This window comes from Streptomyces sp. SAT1, from assembly GCF_001654495.1.
In the GTDB taxonomy this organism is placed as follows: domain Bacteria; phylum Actinomycetota; class Actinomycetes; order Streptomycetales; family Streptomycetaceae; genus Streptomyces; species Streptomyces andamanensis.
Window position 1 is genome coordinate 3,741,638 of record NZ_CP015849.1, and the last position, 18,696, is coordinate 3,760,333.

General features: G+C 75.0%; 18 protein-coding genes. 9 read left to right on the plus strand and 9 right to left on the minus strand.

The window, feature by feature from the left end; all coding sequences use genetic code 11:
• Window positions 1-128: 128 nt before the first annotated feature.
• The 3 genes from A8713_RS16225 to A8713_RS16235 form a co-directional block, all read right to left on the minus strand.
• A complete protein-coding gene (locus A8713_RS16225; RefSeq protein WP_064534215.1) occupies window positions 129-1,598 on the minus strand; it encodes a VWA domain-containing protein in 1,470 nt (489 codons plus the stop codon).
• A gap of 131 nt (window positions 1,599-1,729) precedes the next feature.
• Window positions 1,730-2,701 (minus strand): hypothetical protein, encoded by a 972-nt coding sequence (locus A8713_RS16230; protein WP_064534217.1) that lies wholly within the window; start codon window positions 2,699-2,701, stop codon window positions 1,730-1,732.
• A 180-nt stretch (window positions 2,702-2,881) separates the two neighbouring features.
• On the minus strand, window positions 2,882-3,334 hold the full coding sequence (locus tag A8713_RS16235; protein ID WP_064534219.1) for a hypothetical protein: 453 nt from the start codon (window positions 3,332-3,334) through the stop codon (window positions 2,882-2,884).
• Between the two features lie 191 nt (window positions 3,335-3,525).
• Here A8713_RS16235 and A8713_RS16240 point away from each other — a divergent pair, with 191 nt between their 5' ends.
• From A8713_RS16240 to A8713_RS16255, 4 genes are all read left to right on the plus strand, one after another.
• Window positions 3,526-4,611, plus strand: a complete 1,086-nt coding sequence (locus A8713_RS16240) for a hypothetical protein (RefSeq protein ID WP_064534221.1) — start codon at window positions 3,526-3,528, stop codon at window positions 4,609-4,611.
• Between the two features lie 73 nt (window positions 4,612-4,684).
• Complete coding sequence (locus A8713_RS16245; RefSeq protein ID WP_237305384.1) at window positions 4,685-5,047, plus strand: effector-associated constant component EACC1; 363 nt, start codon at window positions 4,685-4,687, stop codon at window positions 5,045-5,047.
• A gap of 4 nt (window positions 5,048-5,051) precedes the next feature.
• Window positions 5,052-7,757 carry a caspase family protein gene (locus A8713_RS16250; RefSeq protein WP_064534225.1) on the plus strand — a complete coding sequence of 902 codons (2,706 nt, stop codon included), beginning with the start codon at window positions 5,052-5,054 and terminating at the stop codon, window positions 7,755-7,757.
• Window positions 7,757-9,205, plus strand: a complete 1,449-nt coding sequence (locus A8713_RS16255; RefSeq protein ID WP_079158993.1) for an extracellular solute-binding protein — start codon at window positions 7,757-7,759, stop codon at window positions 9,203-9,205. The genes A8713_RS16250 and A8713_RS16255 overlap by 1 nt, the downstream gene beginning before the upstream one ends.
• 84 nt (window positions 9,206-9,289) lie before the next feature.
• Here the strand turns inward: A8713_RS16255 and A8713_RS16260 are convergent, their stop codons facing one another.
• Both A8713_RS16260 and A8713_RS16265 read right to left on the minus strand, forming a co-directional pair.
• Complete coding sequence (locus A8713_RS16260; protein ID WP_064534227.1) at window positions 9,290-9,685, minus strand: hypothetical protein; 396 nt, start codon at window positions 9,683-9,685, stop codon at window positions 9,290-9,292.
• A 155-nt stretch (window positions 9,686-9,840) separates the two neighbouring features.
• Entirely contained in the window at window positions 9,841-11,010 is a 1,170-nt protein-coding gene (locus A8713_RS16265; RefSeq protein ID WP_159393103.1) for a hypothetical protein, read from the minus strand.
• A gap of 152 nt (window positions 11,011-11,162) precedes the next feature.
• Here A8713_RS16265 and A8713_RS16270 point away from each other — a divergent pair, with 152 nt between their 5' ends.
• Both A8713_RS16270 and A8713_RS16275 read left to right on the plus strand, forming a co-directional pair.
• Window positions 11,163-11,765: an RNA polymerase sigma factor gene (locus tag A8713_RS16270; protein ID WP_173860857.1), complete on the plus strand. Its 603-nt coding sequence runs from the start codon at window positions 11,163-11,165 to the stop codon at window positions 11,763-11,765.
• Window positions 11,758-12,759, plus strand: coding sequence for a hypothetical protein (locus A8713_RS16275; RefSeq protein WP_064534234.1), 1,002 nt, complete (start codon window positions 11,758-11,760; stop codon window positions 12,757-12,759). The genes A8713_RS16270 and A8713_RS16275 overlap by 8 nt, the downstream gene beginning before the upstream one ends.
• Before the next feature lie 4 nt (window positions 12,760-12,763).
• Here the strand turns inward: A8713_RS16275 and A8713_RS16280 are convergent, their stop codons facing one another.
• Complete coding sequence (locus A8713_RS16280; protein WP_064534236.1) at window positions 12,764-14,020, minus strand: ABC transporter substrate-binding protein; 1,257 nt, start codon at window positions 14,018-14,020, stop codon at window positions 12,764-12,766.
• A gap of 74 nt (window positions 14,021-14,094) precedes the next feature.
• A complete protein-coding gene (locus A8713_RS33585; protein ID WP_159393104.1) occupies window positions 14,095-14,262 on the minus strand; it encodes a hypothetical protein in 168 nt (55 codons plus the stop codon).
• Between the two features lie 222 nt (window positions 14,263-14,484).
• On the opposite strand from A8713_RS33585, the gene A8713_RS16285 reads away from it, so the two are divergent.
• Together A8713_RS16285 and A8713_RS16290 are read left to right on the plus strand one after the other, a co-directional pair.
• A complete protein-coding gene (locus A8713_RS16285; protein WP_064534238.1) occupies window positions 14,485-15,828 on the plus strand; it encodes a helix-turn-helix domain-containing protein in 1,344 nt (447 codons plus the stop codon).
• Window positions 15,829-15,893: 65 nt separating this feature from the next.
• Complete coding sequence (locus A8713_RS16290) at window positions 15,894-16,178, plus strand: ribosomal protein L7/L12 (RefSeq protein WP_064534240.1); 285 nt, start codon at window positions 15,894-15,896, stop codon at window positions 16,176-16,178.
• Window positions 16,179-16,205: 27 nt separating this feature from the next.
• Here A8713_RS16290 and A8713_RS33590 read toward each other — a convergent pair whose 3' ends face one another.
• The gene (locus A8713_RS33590) at window positions 16,206-17,078 is read right to left on the minus strand and encodes a hypothetical protein (RefSeq protein ID WP_064534241.1); all 873 of its coding nucleotides are present in this window, start codon (window positions 17,076-17,078) and stop codon (window positions 16,206-16,208) included.
• Between the two features lie 34 nt (window positions 17,079-17,112).
• On the minus strand, window positions 17,113-17,412 hold the full coding sequence (locus A8713_RS33595) for a hypothetical protein (protein ID WP_064534243.1): 300 nt from the start codon (window positions 17,410-17,412) through the stop codon (window positions 17,113-17,115).
• A 50-nt stretch (window positions 17,413-17,462) separates the two neighbouring features.
• Here A8713_RS33595 and A8713_RS16305 point away from each other — a divergent pair, with 50 nt between their 5' ends.
• Window positions 17,463-18,446 (plus strand): nucleoside hydrolase, encoded by a 984-nt coding sequence (locus A8713_RS16305; protein WP_064534244.1) that lies wholly within the window; start codon window positions 17,463-17,465, stop codon window positions 18,444-18,446.
• The last annotated feature ends 250 nt before the right edge of the window (window positions 18,447-18,696 follow it).

Sequence of the window (18,696 nt, forward strand, 5' to 3'; positions counted from 1 at the left end):
GGCTTTCGTGGCCGTCCGACACTGTCTACGAACCTTGAAATCGTAGCCGACACGGCCGCGCCGCCCGCCTCCCGTTTTACGAGGTGGGAAGCGGGCGGCGCGGTGGGTGGTGCGTCGGGCGCGGTGCGTCACGGGCGCCAGGACGCGAGGACCCCCTCGTAGAGCGCCTTGTCCGTCAGCTCGCGGGGCGCCGGGCCGGCGTGGAAGAACGACGCGTTGCCGGTCTTCAGCCTGCGGAGGTAGTCGAACGCCTTGTTGTCGTGCTCGCCGAAGGCGACGAAGGAGAAGAACACCTCCGGGTGGCTCGTCCCGGCGTCGGCCAGGGCGTGGGTGGCGGGCGTCTTGGCGTCGGGGGCGCCGTCCGTCTGGAAGACCACCAGGGTGGGGACGGGGGGCTGGTCCGCCGTCCCCTCCGCCGTCCCCTGCGCGGTCTTCTGCTCGTCGAGGTGGGCGAGGACCGCCTCGATCGCCGCGTGGTAGCTGGTACGGCCCATGCGCCCCAGCGTGCCGTGCACCTCGTCGATCTTGTTCTCGTGATCGGTGAGGGTGAGGTCGGCGGTGCCGTCCACCTCCGTGGAGAAGAACGTGACGTGGACCGTGGCCTCCGGGTCGAGGTGCGCGGCGAGGGCGAGGCACTGCTCGGCGAGGGCCTGGGCGGAGCCGTCCTTGTAGTACGGGCGCATGGAGGCGGAGCGGTCGAGGACGAGGTGGACCCGGGCGCGGGCGCCGGTGAGGTCGTTCTTCCTGAGAGCGGCGGTGGCGGCCTTGTAGGCCGTGGTGAGGCCGGGGGCGCGGGACTTCAGGCGGGGGAGGGGGATGGCGGGCTTGGTCTCGGCGGGGGGTTCCGCCTCGGAGGCGGGGGGCTGCGGGGTGTCCTCCGCCTGGGCTTCGTGGGCTTCGTGGGCTTCCTGGGACTCCTGGGGCTCCTGGGGCTCCTGCGTTTCCTCCGTCCGCGGCTCGTGCGCTTCCTGCGCCTGCGGCTCGTGCGGCTCCTGTGCCGCCTGCGCCTGCGGCTCGTGCGGCTCGTGCGGCTCCTGTGCCGCCTGTGTCTCCGGCTCCTGCGGCTTCTCCGCTTCCTGTGCCTGCGGCTGGGCGGGTTCCACCTCGGCTTCCGGTTCGGCTTCCGGCTCCGGGACTGGTTCCGGTCCCGCCGCCGGTTCCGGCACGGCGGCCTGCTCCTGCTCCTGCTCCGGCTCCGGCTCCGGCTCCGGCTCCGGTTCGGGTTCCGGCTCCGGGGCCGCCTCCCGGGGTTCCGGCTGCTTCGGGACCGTGACGTTGTCGAAGGCCGCGGCCACCAGTTCGTGTTCGTCGGCGGCGGGCGTGCGGGGGTCGGGGATGCGGGCCGCGGGAGCGGGCTCCGGTTCCGGTTCCGGGGCGGGAGACGTCACGGCGGCGGGAGCCGGGTCCGCTTCCGGCTCCCGCGCGGGCTCCGCGGCGGGCTCGGCCGCCGGGGCCGGGACCTTCGGCGCCGCCGCCGGCTGCTCCTCGGCGGCGGGGGCCGGTTCCGTGGCCGGCACCTGCTCCGCACCCTCTGCTTCGGCCGCACGCCCCTTGCGTGACCGGCCGAACGCGTTCCGCAGGCGAGTGAGAATGCCCATGTGCGCAACCCTTCGCGTGAGTTGATCCCGTCGATCCCTGGCCAGGACGGACACGTAAGGTTAGCGGCCCCCGATGACGATCCCGGTCACGGGAGAGTGACGGGCCCCGGACGCTGTCAAGACCGCCCGGATCAGGCCTCGACGCGGGTCGGCTCCTGCTGCTGGGGCGGGGTGGGTGTCCCGGGCGTCCGGCGGCGCAGCCCGAGGCGGAACCGGGCGCGGGGGCGCGGACCGGTCCCGGTCCCGGTGCGGCGTGCGCGGCGGCGGGTGAGCCAGGTCAGGGCGGCCACGGTCAGGCCCAGGGCCACCAGCAGCCAGGACGCCGTGCGCAGGGTGGCGGTGAGGGCGTCGTAGACGGCACCGGCCGCGGGCTGGGAGACCTCCTGCGGCAGGTCGGCCAGGGTCAGGCTGCGGCCCACCGCGAGGGCCAGGCCGAGCAGCGCGCCGCCGAGGGCGGTGCCGAGCGCGGTCGCGGTCACCGCGCGGCGCCGCCGGGCGGCCAGGGCGATGCCGGCGACGGCGAACACGACGGCCGCGACGGGCAGCCAGAAGCCGGCGACTTCGAGCACGTGGAATTCCTTCCGCATGCGGCCCAGGTCCTGGGCCGGGAGCAGGGCGACCTCGGTGTGCGCGACGGGGATGCGGCCCGCGAGCGGCACGTGGTCCTGGGCGAGCTGGGCCTTGACGTGGGCGGTGACCGGTGCCAGGTCGACGGTGACCGGGCGGTCGTGGCCGTCGCGGCCGTCCCGCAGGGCCCGCAGGACGGCGTCGTGGGCGACCCGGTTGCCCTCGTTCCAGGCGGTGCGGAAGGCCGCGGTCTGGGTGAACGAGCGGACCGCGTCGTGCACGAACGGCGTCACGGCGGCCCGCGCGGGCCCGGCGTCCGTCACCCGGCCGATCTCGGCCACGATGCCGTTCCCGACGGTGTCCGCGATGGCGTCGCGGACGTCCGGGTCGGCGGCGAGCGGCGCCATCGTGGTGACGTAGCGGCCGGTGTCGGCGAGCCCGTACGCCGCCCAGGCCGACAGCGCGCCGAACGGCACGAGCAGGCACGAGAGAGCGATCAGTACGGCCGACAGGCCGCTGCGCAGGCGTCGGGTCACGCTCCCAGCGAAGTCTTCCACCGGGCCGGCCGCGAGCGGGCGTATGGCAATCGGGTGACGACGCAGAGTACGCGGGACATGGTGGGCATGGGGAAGGCCCCGGCCCAGGACGGCACCGCGCCCCCGGACGGCGCCGGGGCCGCGGACGGCGCCGGGGCCGCGGTCCGCTCGGCCGGGGCGTCAGCCGATGCGGCGCCCCCTGGCGTCCTCGTGCGTGTAGACCCAGTAGAAGCAGATCAGCCCCACGGCCACGCCGAAGGCCAGGGAGAGGCCGATGGTCAGCAGGACCGAGCGGCCGGACTGGCCGAAGAGGAACCCGAAGGCCGCGCCGGTGAACAGGAACCACAGGAAGGCGTGCAGTTCGCGCGGCAGGCGCGAGGCCAGGGTCAGCACGCCCGCCATGAGCAGCGTGAACACGATCGCCGTCACGAAGCCGAAGGCCACGTTCCCGGCGGTGATCGGACCGCCGGAGCGCCGGTTGGCGGCGGCCCAGTAGCCATAGACCAGCCCGATGGCGAACGGGCCCGCCCAGCGGGCGATCAGATGGGCGCGGTCGCTGAAGACGTCGGGCGTCCGGGGAGGCCGGGCACGGGCCCCTGCGGTGCGGCCGGACACGGGTGCGGCGTGAACCATGAGAGCGCTCCTCTCGCTGTGCCTCCCCGGCTCCTCTGCTCCTCGCCCCCGCCTACCAGAGCACACCTGCCGGGCGGCTGCGGCAAGTCGGCACGGGGGAGGGATGTTCCCGGTCCGGCATCCGCCCGCGCACCAGCAGCGGTTACGGTGCTGACGTACGCGACCGACGAACGGAACACCGCGGGGGGACCATGCCCGGAACCGTGCTGCTGCTCGCGGCCTCGCCCGTGGGGAAGGGCCGTCTGGTGGACGCGGCGTCCGTGCTGCCCGTGCTGGCCGCCGTCGAGCCCGCCGTCCTGTCCGGCACGCCCACCGCGAGCGTCGTCGAACTCGCCGACCCGCTGGAGCCGCAGGCCGTCCTCACCCGGCTGCGGGCCGCCGCCGCCTCCCCGGGGCCGCTGACCGTCTTCCTCACCGGACAGCTCCAGCTCGACCGCCGCCAGCACCTGCCGCACCTGGCGCTGGCCCGCACCGCCCCGGCCACCGTGCGCTACACCGCGCTGCCCTGGCACTGGCTGCGCGAGGAGCTGCGGCTGCGCCCGGACGGCACCACCACGCTGGTCGCCGACCTGTACGCGGACCAGGAGAGCTGGCGCCATCTGCACGAACGCCCGCTGGACACGGGCGGCAACATCGCCGTGTACGGCCGGGTCGCACCGCCGCCGTCCCGGCGCGGGGTGGCCCAGCCCGCGTACATGAAGGCGGTGGCGACGATCCTGCGCAGCGGGCACCGGCCGCCGGTGGCCCACCTGCACGAACAGGCGCTGGCGCGGCTGGCCGTGGAGGAGGGCGCCGGGTCGCGCGGGGCGGCGGCCGGGCCGGGGCTGGTGCTCGCCGCGGGGCGCCCGGCGGCGGCCGACCCGCACGCGGCCATCGCGGCCCGGGTGGAGTCGGGGCGGCACGGCGACGCCGACGCGCTCGCCGCCCGCTGGGAGCAGGACGCCGTACGGGAGCACGGGGCGGCCTCCGAGGAGGCGCTGCACTGGAGCGAGGTCCGCGCCGACCTCGCGATGTTCGCCGGGGACGCGGCCCGCAGCTGCCGTACCTGGCTGGCGGTGGCCGCCACCCGGCTGGCCATGGGGCAGAGCGCCGGCGCGCCGCAGGTGGAGGCCGCCGTGGACCGGGCGCACCACCAGTGGGGGCAGATCCGCGAGGCGGAGCGCGCCCGTGAACTGGGGCCGCTGCTGGCCGAGTTGCGCGACCGGGTGCCGGGCCGGCAGCAGGGTGCGCTGGACCATGTGCGAAGGCAGCTGCGGCAGTTGCAGACGCAGGACTGACGGGGGCGACGGCGCCGGACGGCCGCGCACGCCCTCTCCCCAGGGCGCGTGCGCGGTGCCAGAATGGTGAGTCATGGCTGAGGGGGAGGGCGTGGCCGGCCGAGCGATCCGGGTCCGGCTGGACGGAAGCGCGAGCAACCGCGACATCGACGCGCTGAAGGCGTGGCTGGAGCGGGAGAATCCACTGGAGGAACTGGTCGCCGACGGGCGCCTGCACATCCTGGAGCAGCCGCGCTCGGACGCGCCGCCCGGTCATATGGGCGCCGGGATGGAGATCCTGCTGGTCCTGGCCGGTGCGGGCGCCGAAGTGGTCTTCGGTGAGCTGCTGGAGCAGACGAGACGAGCCGTGGCCGCCTGGCGGGAGAACCGCCGCCGGGTGGAGCCCGGACACCCGCCCGAGCAGCGCGTCGATCCGGTGAACTCCGGCGAGGAGTAGGGCCGTGGGCCGCTTCGACCCGAGGGGGCGGGTGAACCGGGCGCTGCTGGTCGGCGTGTCGGAGTACGAGCACACGAAGCCGGTCGCGTGGGACGGGGTGGCCGGGCAGTTGCCCGCCGTGCGGCACAACGTCAGCAGACTGCGGCAGGCCCTGCGGGGCGGGGTGTTCGCGGACCGGGAGATCACCGACTGCCGTTCGCCCTCCCACGACGACTTCGGCGAGGATCTGCGCCGCGCCGCGCACGAGGCCGAGGGGCTGCTGCTGTGCTACTTCGCCGGGCACGGCGCGGTACCGAGCGCGGGCAACGAGCTGTTCCTCCAGATGCGCAACGCGCGCGTGGTCGCGGGCGCGCAGGCCGTCTTCCCGAACGCGACCTCGTTCACCGAGGTGCTCACGGTGCTCGCGGGCAGCGGCGCCGAGCGGATCGTGGTGATCCTCGACTGCTGCTACGCGGGCAACGCCGCCAAGGTGTGGCACGACTTCCCCGGCCGGCACAAGATCCTGCTGCTGATGAGCGTGCAGGCCAACCGGCTCATCGACGCGGGCGACGGCACCGGCCCGACCCCGTTCACCGACGAGCTGGTACGGCTGCTGGAGGCGGGCGGGGACCGGTCGCTGCTGGAGGTCTACGGGCGGGTGCGCGCGCGGATGCTCGGGGCGGGCCGTACGACCACGCAGAACGATCCCTGGGAGCCGCAGCTCGCCGCCGCGCCGGACACGGACGTCCTGCTGCGGTCGGGGCCCCGCCCGCACCCGGAGCCGCCGCCCGCGCCCGCGCCGTCTCCGCCGCCTCCGTCACCGCCCCCGTCCCCGTCCCCGCCTGTGCCGGAGTCTCCGCCGCCTCCGCCGGGGCCCCGCGAGCCCCGGTCCGGGCCGGGGGCGGTCCGCGTCCGGCGGGTGCTCGCGGGGCTGCTGGGGACGGTGGGGGCGGCCGGGGCGCTGACCGGCGCCGGGGTGCGGTGGCTCGGACGGTCGGGGCGGCTCGGACGGCTCGGTCGGCTCGGGTGGTGGGGCAGGGCCGGGGTGGCCGTCGCGCTGGTGCTGGTCCTGGCGGGGGGCGGCTACGTCATCGCGTCCCGGTTCATCGGTGCCGGGGCCGCCACCGCCTGCCGTCCGCCCCTCGAACTGCGGGTGCTGACCGACCCCGACCTGGAGCCGGTGGTCCGCACCGCCGCGGACGCCTATCTCGCCTCGGGCGCCGACGACGCCGGACACGGCTGCCGCCGTACCGGCATCACCGTCTACAGCGCGGGCGCCGGAGCGGCGGTCACCGCGCTGCGCCGGCAGACCGACGCCTGGCAGGAGCCGCGCGAGGAGGACACCAACCCGCAGCGGGACATCGGCCCGCAGCCGGACGTCTGGATCCCGGCCTCGGGCACCGACGTGGCCCGGGTCGGCACCGACCGCTCCGAGCGCAGCTTCGCCGAACTGCGGCCCGACGCGGGCCCGTTCGCGTACTCGCCGGTGGTGCTGGCCGTGCCGCGCAAGCTCGCCCGGAGCCGGGCGGAGGAGCGGACCGGGCTGCCGCTGGCCCGGCTGTTCGCCCAGCTGCGCGCGCGGGACGCGGCGGCCGGTGTGCTGCGCGCCGACCCGGAGGTCACCGACTCCGCGCTGCTGGCGACGGTCGGCCTCTACGGCGGCGGCGCCGACCCGCGCGCCGCCGAGCAGGGGGTGCGCACCGCGGGGCCGCCCGCCCCGACCGCCGCCGACCTGCTGTGCGCGCTGCCCGCCGACCGCGCGGCGGACGCCCGCACCGCCGCCCTGGTCCCCGAGTTCCTGCTGGTCAGCGGGGTGGGCTGTGCCAAGAACACCCGGGTGCCGCGGAGCGCCGAGTACCCGTCCGACGTACCTGCGCTCACGCCCACGTTCGTCCGGGTCGCCTGGGACGGCGGGGACCGGGACGCCACTGTCCGGGCGGACGCGGTGGACCGCTTCCACGCGTGGCTCACCGGCCGGGACGGGCTCGCCGCCTTCGCCGCCGCCGGATTCCGCTCCGCTACGGGCACCGGGCATCCGCTGCTCGGCGGCGGCCCCGCCGACACCGGGGTGCTGCGCGCGGCGGGGCCGCTGCCGGGCGCCGCCGCGCGGACGGCGGTGGACACCGCGCTCGGCCGCTACCGCAGCGCGAACGGCCCCGGCCGGGTCCTCTACCTGCTGGACAGCTCCGGCTCGATGCACACGCGATGGCCGGGTCCCAGCGGCGGCCCCGGCATCCTGAAGCAGTCCCTGGGCGGGCTCGGTGACGAGGACGAGTACGGGGTGTGGGGCGTGTACGACGGTCCCGGGGGCCGCCACCACGACGAGGTGCTGCCCTTCGGGCATCACCGGCGCGCCGACGCCGAGCGCGGCGTGGACGCGGCGGCGCGGGTGCGCGACGCCGAGTCCGATCCGCACGCGGCGCTGCTCGACGCGCTCGACACGATGGCGGAGCGCGGCGCCGACGACAAGCGGCCCCAGCTGATCGTCTACATCACCGACGACGAGGACGACGACCGGCTGACCGGCCGGAACCTCGCCCAGGTGCTGGAGCGGGCCCGGCAGCGGAAGGTCCCGGTGGACATGGTGTCCCTGGTCGCCGGCTCCTGCGACCGGGGCCGCCCGGCGGCCGCCGTCGCCGAGGCGAGCCACGGCCGCTGCCTGGACACGGCCGACGACCTCGGCGCCGGTCTGCACGACGAGGTGGCGCGGGTGGGGACGGGGGAGGACTGATGAGACGGCGCGGGACCGGGCACCGGCGCGGGGGGCGGACCCGGCGCGGCGGGCGGCTGCCGCGGGCCCTGTCACCGGTGGCGCCCGTGCCGGTCGCGGCGGCCGTGCTGCTGGTGCTGGCCGCGGTCGCGGGCTGCACCGGCGGGGGCGGGCCGGAGGCGGAGCGGTCGCCCTCCGCCGATGTGCCTGGCGAGATCGTGGTGGCCAGCGGCCGGGACGTGACCGGGAAGAACGGCGTCCGGGAGCAGCTCATCGACGCCTGGAACCGGGAGCAGGACAAGGAGAACACGGGCTACCACGCGCGGCTGGTCGAGCTGCCGGGCTCGGCCGACGAGCAGCGCAGCCAGCTGCTGGGCGCGCTCCAGTCGGGCAGCGCCGACTACGACGTGGTCAACCTGGACGTGACCTGGGTGCCGGAGTTCGCCGAGGCCGCGCTGGTCGATCCGCTGCCGGACGGCGCGCTCGACGGCGACGTCATCGCCTCGGTCGCCGCCACGGCGTACTGGAAGAAGCGGGTCTACGCGGTGCCGTTCAACACCGACGTGGGGCTGCTGTACTACCGGCTCGACCAGCTGCGGGAGGCCGGGGTCCGCGATCCCGTGCTCGGGCCCGGCACGTCCTGGCAGCGGCTGCGCGATCTCGCCGACGTCCTGGACACGCATCCGCCCAAGGGCTTCGAGAAGGCGTGGACGACGCAGCTCGCCGCCTACGAGGGCCGCACGGTCAACGCCATCGAGGCGTTCGCCTCCGCCACGAAGGACTTCGCCCTGACCGACGAGTCGGGCCGCTACACCGCGACCCGCCAGGAGCTCGCCGACGGCATCGCGGAGCTGCGCCGGCGCACGGAGAAGCCGTACACCCTGGACCACGCCCTCGCCTCCGACGAGGCCGCCTCGCTCAGTGACTTCGCGAGCGGCCGCACGGCCTTCCTGCGGCAGTGGCCCTACGCCTACGGCACGCTGCACCAGACCTTCTCGTCCCGGCAGCTCGGCGTGGCGCCGCTGCCCGGCTGGGCGGTGCTCGGCGGGCAGAACCTGGCGGTGGCCCGGTCCTCGGAGCGGCCCCGCAAGGCCGCGCAGCTCATCGCCTACCTCACCAGCGCGCAGAGCGAACGCTGCCTGCTGGACGCGGGGTTCGCCGCGACCCGTACGTCGGCGTACACCGACGACCGGGTGCGGTGCACGGTGGAGGCGGTCCCCTCACCGGCCCCCACCGGGGAGAGCACCGACCGGATGCCGCGCGACGCGGCCGGCCGCCCCGACTACGCCCGCCGCATCCTGCTGCCCGCCCTCACCCGCGCGGTGCCCCGCCCCCGCACCCCGCTCTACGGCGCCTTCACCCAGACCTTCACCACCGAACTGGGCCGCCTGTTCACCGACGACCCCCCGACCGACGCGGCCCTGGCCGCCGAACTGGACGAGGCGCTGAGGAAGGTGCTGCCGGACTGAACCGGGCCCGGCCTGCGGGCCGCCCGCGCGGGCGGCCCGCAGATTCTTTTCTACGGGTCTACGGGTCTACGGGCGCCGGATCGTTCAGGGCCGGTTCAGTGTTTTCGATCCGAGCCATTCGACCGCCCCGGAATCATCCAGCAGATGATAGAGGCTGACATCCACCGAGGAGGCGCCTCCGGGGAAGTCCGTGACCATGGTGAAGTTGAATCCCGTGGAATGCGTGTTGCATGCCGTGCGGGTCTCGTAATTGGCGCCCGGGAACGTCGTGATCTGAACCTGGATGCAGCCTCCGATGTGCGACTGGACCGTGCCTGTGACGCCGACGGAGCGGTTGTAGAATTCGACGCTTCCGCTGGTGCTGCCCTGTCCTCCGGGCATGTTCCAGCCGACCGGGGCCGCGGTGGCGGTTCCCGTTGCGGCGATGAGCAGTGCGGCGACGCCACCCGCTATTCCGGTGCCGCTGAGCAGCTTACGCATTTTTCCCTCCGCTTTCTGGGTCATCCCGGTCGGAAACGGCTTTGTTTTTCTCTGCCGTTTCCGTGTTTCTGTGTTTCTGTGTTTCCGGGTGAATCCTCTCGGTGTGCTCTCCGGGTGTCAATGCCCTTTCGTGGCGCATTGCGGGAGCCGGAGAATCAGGATGGAATTTCCGGCTTCAGGTCGGCCGAAACCATGTCGAAAATCCCCCAGTATCCGGCGATCCAGTTGCCGTCCGGCTGCCCTGTGCGGGTCGCCACATGGGTGAAGGCCTCGACACCGACCCAGCCCTGGAACTCACCCGAGTCGTCGATGACCTGGAGCAGGGGCCGCGGATGGGAGTTGTACGCGTAGCAGGGCTGTCCCTGGGCCAGCGTCCGGCACCAGTACTCCTCCGTGTTGCGCCTGCCGCCGCCCACCTCCCCGATGTAGCGCACCCGTGCCGTGTCGCCGTCCGCGGCCGCGCACGACGTGTTGTGCTGCACCCAGCCCATGCACGGGTCGCCGCCGCACAGCCGCCATGGGTCGGCGGCGGCACCGAAGGTCCAGCCGCCACCGGTTCCCTCCCGGCCGACGATCCCCTGCCGGGTCGCCGGGTCGGACGAGGACGCCTTGGCGACGACGAAGGCGCCGCGGTACGGCTCCGCGCCGTAGCGGGCGTCCTGCACGAGCCGGCTCATCGTGGCCCGGCTGGTGCGGCTGAGCGAGGCGTTGCTGCCGTAGCCGACACCGAAGTTCGCCGTGTAGCTGGAGAAGGCGCCGGCGGCGGGGACGGTGACGTCGTTGCCGTAGGCGCCGTAGAACGTCGGGCTGGTGATCCGCGCGGCCTTCCCGTCCGCGAGGCCGGTCGTCAGGTTCCAGTACTCGGTGAGCGGCTGCGCCAGCGCGGCGCCCGAGGCGGTCGCGGTCCAGGTGACGGCGAGGCGCCCGTCGGAGGTCCGGCCGAAGGTGCCCCGGAAGCCGCCCGTCGGGTCACCGGTGAAGCCCTCGACGGTCCGCACCGGGCAGGTGGGGACCTCTCCGCCGCAGTCCGCGGTCAGCGCGTTCACCCGCACCGGCTGGTCCCGCTGGTTCCAGCTCCAGTAGTTGGTGACCACGGTGCCGTCCGGCTGGAAGGCGTAGTACCCGAGCCGTACCCAGTTGCGGTAGTTGCTCTTCGAGGCCAGGTCCATGTAGCCCACGGAGACGACCCAGTTGGCCTTGCCCCCCGGCAGCGCCGCCGCGGCGCGCGCCGGCCCGGCCGTGCCGACCAGCGCGGTCAGCAGCGCGATCACGGCGGTCAGCGCACCGGCCGTTCGTACGGCGGCGGTCCTCACCGCTGCTTGCATGGTGCTTCCCTTCTGAAGGCGCCCGGGTGCCGCTCCTGCGGCACTCGTCTTTACCCGCAGCGCTCGAACGGGTTCACGACCACTCCATGAACCCGTTCGAGCGCTGCGGGTAAGAACGGGTGCAACCGCCCCCTGGCAGACACGGAGAGCGCGTGAACGGCACGGCCGCCCGACCCGACGACGCCTCCGTCATCGCCGACTCCCTGGCCAGGCCGGAGCTGTTCGGCGAGCTCTACCACCGCCACGCGTCCGTGATCCACCAGTACGCGGCCCGGCGCCTCGGTGAGGACGCGGCCGAGGACATCACCGCGGAGACGTTCCTGTCCGCGTTCCGCACCCGGGCGCGCTACGACCTCACCCGGCCGAACGCCAGACCCTGGCTCTACGGGATCGCCGCGAACCTCATCGGCAAGCAGCGCCGTTCCGAGGTGCGGGCCCTGAAGGCACTGGCCCGCACCGGGCTGGACCCCGTCGCCGAGTCCTGGACCGACCGCAGCGACAGCCGGGTGACGGCGCAGGCCGCGCAGGCGCTCCTGGCCGGCGCGCTGGCCGCGCTGGCGCCGGGCGACCGGCACGTCCTGCTCCTGGTCGCCTGGGCCGACCTCGGCTACCAGGAGGTCGCCGAGGCGCTGGGCATCCCGGTGGGTACGGTGCGCTCACGTCTCAACCGGGCCCGCAGGAAGGTCCGCGGCGCGCTCGGCGGGGTGAACCCCGCGTTCGTACACGATTTTCCCCGGGTGGTCCGAAGTGGATGAGATCAGCGCGGTACGGAAGCTGCGCGCCGATGTCCCCGTACCCGACCCGGCCCGGCTCGCGTCGGCCCGGCGGCGTCTGATGGACGAGGTCAGCGCGGCGCCGGGGCGCCCGCCCGCGTGGCGGCTCAAGGTGGTCACCGCCTGCGTCGCGGTGGTGGCGACGGCCCTCGTGTCCACGCTGCTCCTGCGGCCCGAGCGCACCGCGCCGGCGGACGCGGCCCCGCGCGCGGACCGGTGGGTCTACCAGAAGGTGCGCTGGGACACCCGGTGGTGCGGCACAGGCACCCTCGCCCACGGCTACAGCGAGGTCGGCTCCTTCAGTCTCGGCTCCTCCGCACGGCCGTGCCGGGGGAAGAGCGCGGAGCCGGCCTATCAGGAGCGGTGGATCCGCTACGACGGGGGAGCGCTGGCGACACCGGACGACAGCACGGACGATCCCGACGACGTCGACGTGTGGAAGGGCAGCTTCCAGGACGGGTGGGAGATGCTCGCGCCCGGCGAGACGGATGCTCTGATCGCCGCGCTGCCCGCCGACCCGCAGGGGGCGCTGCGCCTGATCAGGGCGAGATCCGTGCCCACGCACCAGGCCTACACGCTCCGGCTGTCCCGCGCGGAACGGGACCTGGTGGACGTCGCCGAACTGCTGTCGGGCGCCTCCGAGGTGCCGCCGGACAAGGCCCGGACCATCCACGGCGTCATCACCGCCCTCGACGACGCGAAGGCCCCGGTGCGGACGACCGACGGCCTGGGCCGGCGCGTCCTGGCGTTCGGACTCGGCGGCGCGGCGCACGACGATCCCGGCGCCCGCAGCCGCATGCAGGTCCTGCTCGACCCGGACACCTTCGCCTACCGGGGGATCCGCTATGTGGCCGGGCTCGACCGTGCCGCCGGTGACGACGGGTCCACCGGACCCTCCGTGCCCGAGGGAACCGTGCTGGCCGTCGCGAGCCGGGTCACCACCGGCCTGGTCGACCGGGCGGGGCGGCGCGCCTGAGGGGTCAGGAGGAGCGGGCCAGCAGGGCGTCGGCCGCCGCGGCCGCGTCGTCGAGCGCGCGCCGGGCACTCTTGCGTCCCGTGAGCGTGGCCCGGATCTGCGGGGCGAGCAGGCGCATCACCTGCCGTGAGACGGGGTTGGGCTCGCCGGGGGAGACGCTGGCCAGGGCTTCCTGGTACTGCCTCGCGTAGGGAGAGGCGTTCGGTACGACGACGTCCGCACGGGGTGAGAGGTATCCGCTGGCCCTGCTCAGCGATTTGATCTGGGCCGGCCGGGTCATGAAGGCCAGGAACTCCCGTGTCTCCGCCTGGTGCCGGGACGCCGCGTTGACGCTGAGGACCCCGGGGGCGCCGAACGCGCTCTCCTGCACCGGTCCTCTGAGCGGCGCACCCACGAGCACGTTGTCCGCACCCCAGGTCCGCGCCGCGAGATCGGCGTCGGCCGGGTCGACGGAATAACCCATGGCGGCCTGCTGCCGCCCGAGCGCCTCGTCGGCCAGGCGATTGGTGCTCGTCGTCGATGTCGGAGGTATCGCACCGGTTCCGTAGAGGGTGGTGAGAAAAGTGAGCGCCCGCACCCCCGCGGCGCTGTTGAAGGCCGCCTTCTTCCCGTCAGGGGAGAAGACATGGCCGCCGGCCTGCCACAGCAGGGGGTAGAAGTTGAGGTTCAGCGTCGCGTCGTCCGCGGCGGAGTAGTCGAGGAGGGCGACACCGTTCCTGCGCAGCTTGGGCGCTGCCGCCTCGACCTCCTTCCAGGTGGCCGGTGGCGCGAGTACGCCCGCGTCGTCGAGGAGCCGCTTGTTGTAGAGCGTGGTGGTGACGGTCTGGTAGATCGGCGCACCGTAGATCTCCCCTCGCACCGTGGCGGCGGCGAGCGCCGAGGGGAGGAACTTGCCGGCGGTGTCCTCCAGGACGTCACCCACGGGGGCGACGGCGCCCCGCAGGGCGAAGCGCGGCAACTGGTCCGGCATCAGCAGCACGGCGTCCGGCCCGGTGCCGTCCGCGAGTGCGGCGGTGAGCCTGCTGTCCCGGTCGGCCCAGGGCAGTTCCGCCACGGTCAGCCGCACGCCGGGAGAGGCTTCCGCGAAGGCCCGCTCCACCTGCTTCCAGTACGCGGCGCTCGCCCGCGGATCGGCGATCACCGGGTACATCCACACGGTGATCGCGGTGGCGGCCGGTCCCCGGTCGGCGTGGGCGCAGCCGGTCACCAGGGAGAACGCCAACGCCAACGAGCCCGTCACGCGCCAGAAGCCCCTGGTCATGAGCCCTCCGCAGAGATGCGACGAGGGGAACGTCCGCCCGTTTCCCGTCAAACCGGGATTGTGTCACACAGGCCCTAACGCCCCTGGACCACGACCTGCTGCCCGGGATCGGGTTCGGTCGTGGGGGCGGGGCCCGCGTTGGCGGCCGCGACCAGGGCGGCCACGGCGACGAGGGCCGCGCCGAGTCCTCGTACATGGCGTGCGGAGATGCGACCAGGGCGGGCGACAGGGCGTCCGGACACGGCGACCGACCTCACAGCGGCAGGGAACGACAGTGGGGGGTTAAGCAGGCTTAACGTACTTCCCAACCTAGGGTGTGGGAGCGCTCGGCCGGAAGGGCAAACCGGAGGGAAACAAGGGGAGTTGGACCGGCGTGGGTGAGATGTCCCCGCGGGTCGCCGCCGGGGGGCGGCGGGCCGGGCACGCGGGGGCCGGGGGGTGCGCGTACTGGCATGATGAGGCGCATGGCGAAGCGGGACGACCCGGAGACCATCGGGCGCAGGGTGCAGCGGCTGCGGCGCGAACGGGGCCTCACCCAGAAGCAGTTGGCCGAACCGGCGTACACACCCGCGTATGTCTCCACCCTGGAGGCGGGGCGGGTGCGGCCCTCCGACGCCGCGCTGCGCCACCTCGCCGAACGGCTCGGTGTCGCCTACGAGGAGCTGGCCACCGGCCGCCCCGCCCATCTCGCCACCGATCTGCGGCTGCGGCTGACCGAGGCGCAGCGGACGCTGGCCACCGGGGAGACCGGCCGGGCCGCCGAGCTGTACGGGGAACTGCTGGCCGAGGCCGAGCAGCTCGACCTCGCCGACATCCGGGCCGACGCGCTGCTCGGGCTCGGGGAATGCGCCCTGGAGACCGGTGAACTGGAGAGCGGGCGGCGCTACTTCGAGCAGTCCGAGCAGGCCCTGGCCGACGCGCCGCTGCCCGCCCGCGTCCCCGCGCTGCGCGGCCGGGCCGTCGCCCACTACCTCACCGGCGAACTGCGGTACGCCGTCTACCTCTTCGAGTCCACCCTCGACGAACTCAACCGCTCCGGACTGCACGACCCGGACGCCCTGCTCCTCCTCTACGCCGGTGTCATCGGCCCGTACATGGACATGGGCGCGCACGCGCGGGCGGCGCAGGCGGCCGAGTTCGCCCTCGCGCTCGCCCCGCAGGCGGGCGACCCGGCGCTGGTGGCCCGGATGCACCGGTCGGTGGCCCGCACCCTGCTCGCCGAGGGCCGGATCGCCGAGGCGGACGCCTCGCTCGCCAAGGCCGCCGAGCTCTACCGCCACCTCCAGCTGCGTACCGAACTCGCCAACTGCCACTGGATGCGCGGCTATGTCTGCGCGCAGAACGGCGAACTGGAGCGCGCCGAGCAGGAGTTGCGGTCCGCGCTGGACATGCTGACCGCCAAGCGGGCCGCCCTCTACACCCGGCAGGTCGCGGTCGAACTGGCCGACGTGCTGCACCGGCGCGGCAAGTCCGGGCAGGCCGCCGACCTGCTGCGGGACGTGCTCGGCGACCTCTCCTCCGAGCGGGGCGCGATGCACGCCGCCGCCGCGCACCGGCTGCTCGGCATCATCGCCGAGGACGCCCGGGACACGGAGGCCGCCGAGGAGCACTACGTCCGCGCGCTGAGCCTCCTGGAGCGGGCCGGTGCCGCCGGTGACCTGGCCGACCTGTGCCGCCTCCTCGGTGATCTGCTGCGCCGCACCGGCCGGGTGGAGGCGGCCCTCGACGCCTACCGCACCGGGCTCGGCCACCGCACCGCCCCGGGCACCACCACGCTGGGCCCGGCCCCCGCGCAGCCTCCGCTGTGACACCGGGCGCCGTCCGGGGCGTGTCCACGCCGGGCGCACAGGGCGCGCTTTCCTAGGATCACCGTATGGACATACTCGTCTTCGTCATCGTCTTCGCGGCTCTGCTCACCGGGTTCGCCACGATCGAGATCCGGATCGCCCGCACCGACCGGCGCACCGCCCGCGTCGAGCACAAGCTGGACCTGATCCTGGACCACCTGGGGCTGTGCGAGGAGCAGCCGTGGCGGGGCGAGGTGGCCGAACTGGCGCGGACCGGCCGGAAGATCCAGGCGGTCAAGCTGTACCGGGAGGCCACGGACGCCGGTCTGAAGGAGGCCAAGGAGGCCGTGGACCGGATCGCCGCCGGCTGAACCGGGCCGGCTCGGCGTCGTCGTCGCTCATGCCTGGGCGCGGGTTCCGTCCCGGGCCGCCGTCAGGCGCTCCACGCCCAGCTGGGCCGCCGTCAGGGTGGCGTCGGACGGGAGGTCCCCGGGGGCGCCGTCGGTCAGGGTGAGCGCGTCGCCGCCGACGCGCACGGCCACGACGTCGAGCGTGAGCGCGGTGGTGTCCGTGCCGTCCCCGTCGTCCTCCCGGCCGCCGAAGTCCGGCTCGTCCGCACCGTTCGCGCCGTCCGCGCTGTCGCGCGGCCCGGTGAAGGTGATCCGCAGGCCCTGCCGGGCGTCGCCGAGCGCGGGCAGCGCGAGGTCGCTGACCCGCACCGTCTGCTCCCCGGCCCGGGTGGTCGCCGCCGTGAACCGGGCGCAGGTGCGCGGCAGCGTCCGCAGCCAGGCCAGGGTGCGGTCCACGTCCGCCGGGCGCAGGGTGAGGACCTGGTGGCGCAGTTGGGCCCGGTCGTCGCCGTCGTCGAAACCGGTCACCGCGTACGTCCCCGTGGGGGCGCCGAGCGGCTGGTCGGCGTAGAGCGCGTCGATGAGCCGCTGGCAGTCGGGCGCGGTCCCGGCGCCGGTGCGCGCCTTGAGGATGCCGTCCCGCCAGGTCGCCGCCCCCTCGGTCGGTTCCCAGGGCACCCCGAGGTCGTCCTCGGTGAGCAGCGCGACCTGCGCCTGCGCCGCGGTGAGCCCGGCGGGGGCGGCCGGTGCCGTGGGGGCGGCCGGTGTCCGCGGGGCGGCCGGCCGGGAGGCCGCGGCGGCGGACGGCGAGGCGGCGGCGGGCCGGGCCTCCTGCCCGGAGCCGCAGGCGGTCAGCACCGGCGGACCGGCCGCGCAGAGCGCGGCGACGGCAAGGACACGGACAGCCGGGAGCCGGGGCATGGGCGGGTCCTCCACAACGACGGTCGGACGACGGTCACGGCCGGGGCGGCCACGGCGGCAGCGGCGCCGGGGCACCGACGCCCGCGACGCGCACGACGCCCGCGACGCGCACCGGACGGTCATCCCACCGCACCACCGACTCCCGCCCCGCACCACCGCGCCGGTCCGTCCGGGTGAGCGGCACGGACGGCGCCGCGCGCGGGGGCGCGGGCGGCACGGCGGTGGCCGTCCGGACCAGCGCCGCCGGACCAGCGCCGCCGGACCAGCGCCGCCGGACCAGCGGCGGCCGGGTGACGCGGTGCCGGGGCGCACCGGGCCGGGAGGCGGGGCGCATAGGGTCGGGAGCGGAGTGCGAGTACAAGCGAGTCTTCGAGGGAGCCCGCCGTGACCGGTCCGTCCAACTCCGACGCCACGCCCGTGATCATCGACTGCGACACCGGTGTCGACGACGCGCTCGCCCTGCTGTTCGCCGTCCGGCACCCGGGGCTCGACCTGCGTGCGGTGACCTGTGTGGCCGGGAACACGGACGTGGACCAGGTGGTGCGCAACACGCTCACCGTGCTGGAGCAGGCGGGCGCACCCGAGATCCCGGTGGCGCGCGGCGCCGAGCGCCCGCTGATCGAGCCCGTGCGCACCGCGCTCCATGTGCACGGCCGCGACGGCATGGGCGACCTCGGCCTGCCCGCCCCGGCCCGGCGGCCCGTCGACGCGGACGCGGTGGCGCTGCTGCGCCGCACGGTCCTGGACTCGCCCCGGCCGGTCACCCTGATCCCCACCGCGCCCCTGACCAACATCGCCCTGCTGCTGCGCACCCACCCGGAGGTGACGCGGAACATCGAGCGGATCGTGTTCATGGGCGGCGCGGTGGCCACCGGGAACGCCACGGCGGTCGCCGAGTTCAACGTCTGGCACGACCCGGAGGCCGCCGCGATCCTGCTGAGCGCCGGGGTGCCGACCACGATGTACGGGCTGGACGTGTTCGAGCGAGTCGTCGTCCCGGCCGGTGACGTGCGCCGGCTGGGGGAGAGCACCGAGCCGGGCGCGCGGCTGGCCGGGCGGCTGCTGTCCCACCGCGACCCGGTGACCAGTGAGGAGGACCCGGCGGGCGGCCTCGGGGACGCGGGCGCGGTCTGCGCGGTCGCCGACCCGGCGGGGCTGACCACGCACCGGCTGCCCGTCGAGGTGACCCTCGCGCCGGGACCGGGGCGCGGCCAGACGGTCGTCGACCGCCGCCGGCGCCCCGGCGAGGCGGAACTGCACGGCGAGGCCCGTGAGCAGCCGCTGGTGGACGTGGCGCTCGACGTCGACGTGGAGCGGTACGTGAAGCTGTACCTGGCCACCGTCGAGGGCGCGGGCGCGCGGGCCTGACCGCGCGGCGGACGGGACCGCCCCACGACTGGCCCGAGCACGGCCGAGCACGGTCGGGCGGGGCCCGGAGGGGGCGGTCGGGGGTGCGCCGCGGGGCGCGACACCGGCGCGGTCCGGGTACGGGGTTCGCCTCCCCGGCGGGCGGGACAGGATTCCCTGAGCCGTTCCGGCGACACCCGGAGGCCCGCGGACCCGCGTCAGCGGGCTCCGTGCCCGCGTGCCCACAGCTCCCCGTCCGAAGAGGAGACCG

What these genes read in the sequence shown, in the direction of transcription:
- A8713_RS16235 (WP_064534219.1), bottom strand. Translation starts at nt 3,334, where the DNA reads ATGGTTCACGCCGCACCCGTGTCCGGCCGCACCGCAGGGGCCCGTGCC.
- A8713_RS16280 (WP_064534236.1), bottom strand. Translation starts at nt 14,020, where the DNA reads ATGACCAGGGGCTTCTGGCGCGTGACGGGCTCGTTGGCGTTGGCGTTC.
- A8713_RS33590 (WP_064534241.1), bottom strand. Translation starts at nt 17,078, where the DNA reads ATGCCCCGGCTCCCGGCTGTCCGTGTCCTTGCCGTCGCCGCGCTCTGC.
- A8713_RS16240 (WP_064534221.1), top strand. Translation starts at nt 3,526, where the DNA reads ATGCCCGGAACCGTGCTGCTGCTCGCGGCCTCGCCCGTGGGGAAGGGC.
- A8713_RS16265 (WP_159393103.1), bottom strand. Translation starts at nt 11,010, where the DNA reads ATGCAAGCAGCGGTGAGGACCGCCGCCGTACGAACGGCCGGTGCGCTG.
- A8713_RS16245 (WP_237305384.1), top strand. Translation starts at nt 4,685, where the DNA reads ATGGCTGAGGGGGAGGGCGTGGCCGGCCGAGCGATCCGGGTCCGGCTG.
- A8713_RS16285 (WP_064534238.1), top strand. Translation starts at nt 14,485, where the DNA reads ATGGCGAAGCGGGACGACCCGGAGACCATCGGGCGCAGGGTGCAGCGG.
- A8713_RS16290 (WP_064534240.1), top strand. Translation starts at nt 15,894, where the DNA reads ATGGACATACTCGTCTTCGTCATCGTCTTCGCGGCTCTGCTCACCGGG.
- A8713_RS16255 (WP_079158993.1), top strand. Translation starts at nt 7,757, where the DNA reads ATGAGACGGCGCGGGACCGGGCACCGGCGCGGGGGGCGGACCCGGCGC.
- A8713_RS33595 (WP_064534243.1), bottom strand. Translation starts at nt 17,412, where the DNA reads ATGCGCCCCGCCTCCCGGCCCGGTGCGCCCCGGCACCGCGTCACCCGG.
- A8713_RS16260 (WP_064534227.1), bottom strand. Translation starts at nt 9,685, where the DNA reads ATGCGTAAGCTGCTCAGCGGCACCGGAATAGCGGGTGGCGTCGCCGCA.
- A8713_RS16225 (WP_064534215.1), bottom strand. Translation starts at nt 1,598, where the DNA reads ATGGGCATTCTCACTCGCCTGCGGAACGCGTTCGGCCGGTCACGCAAG.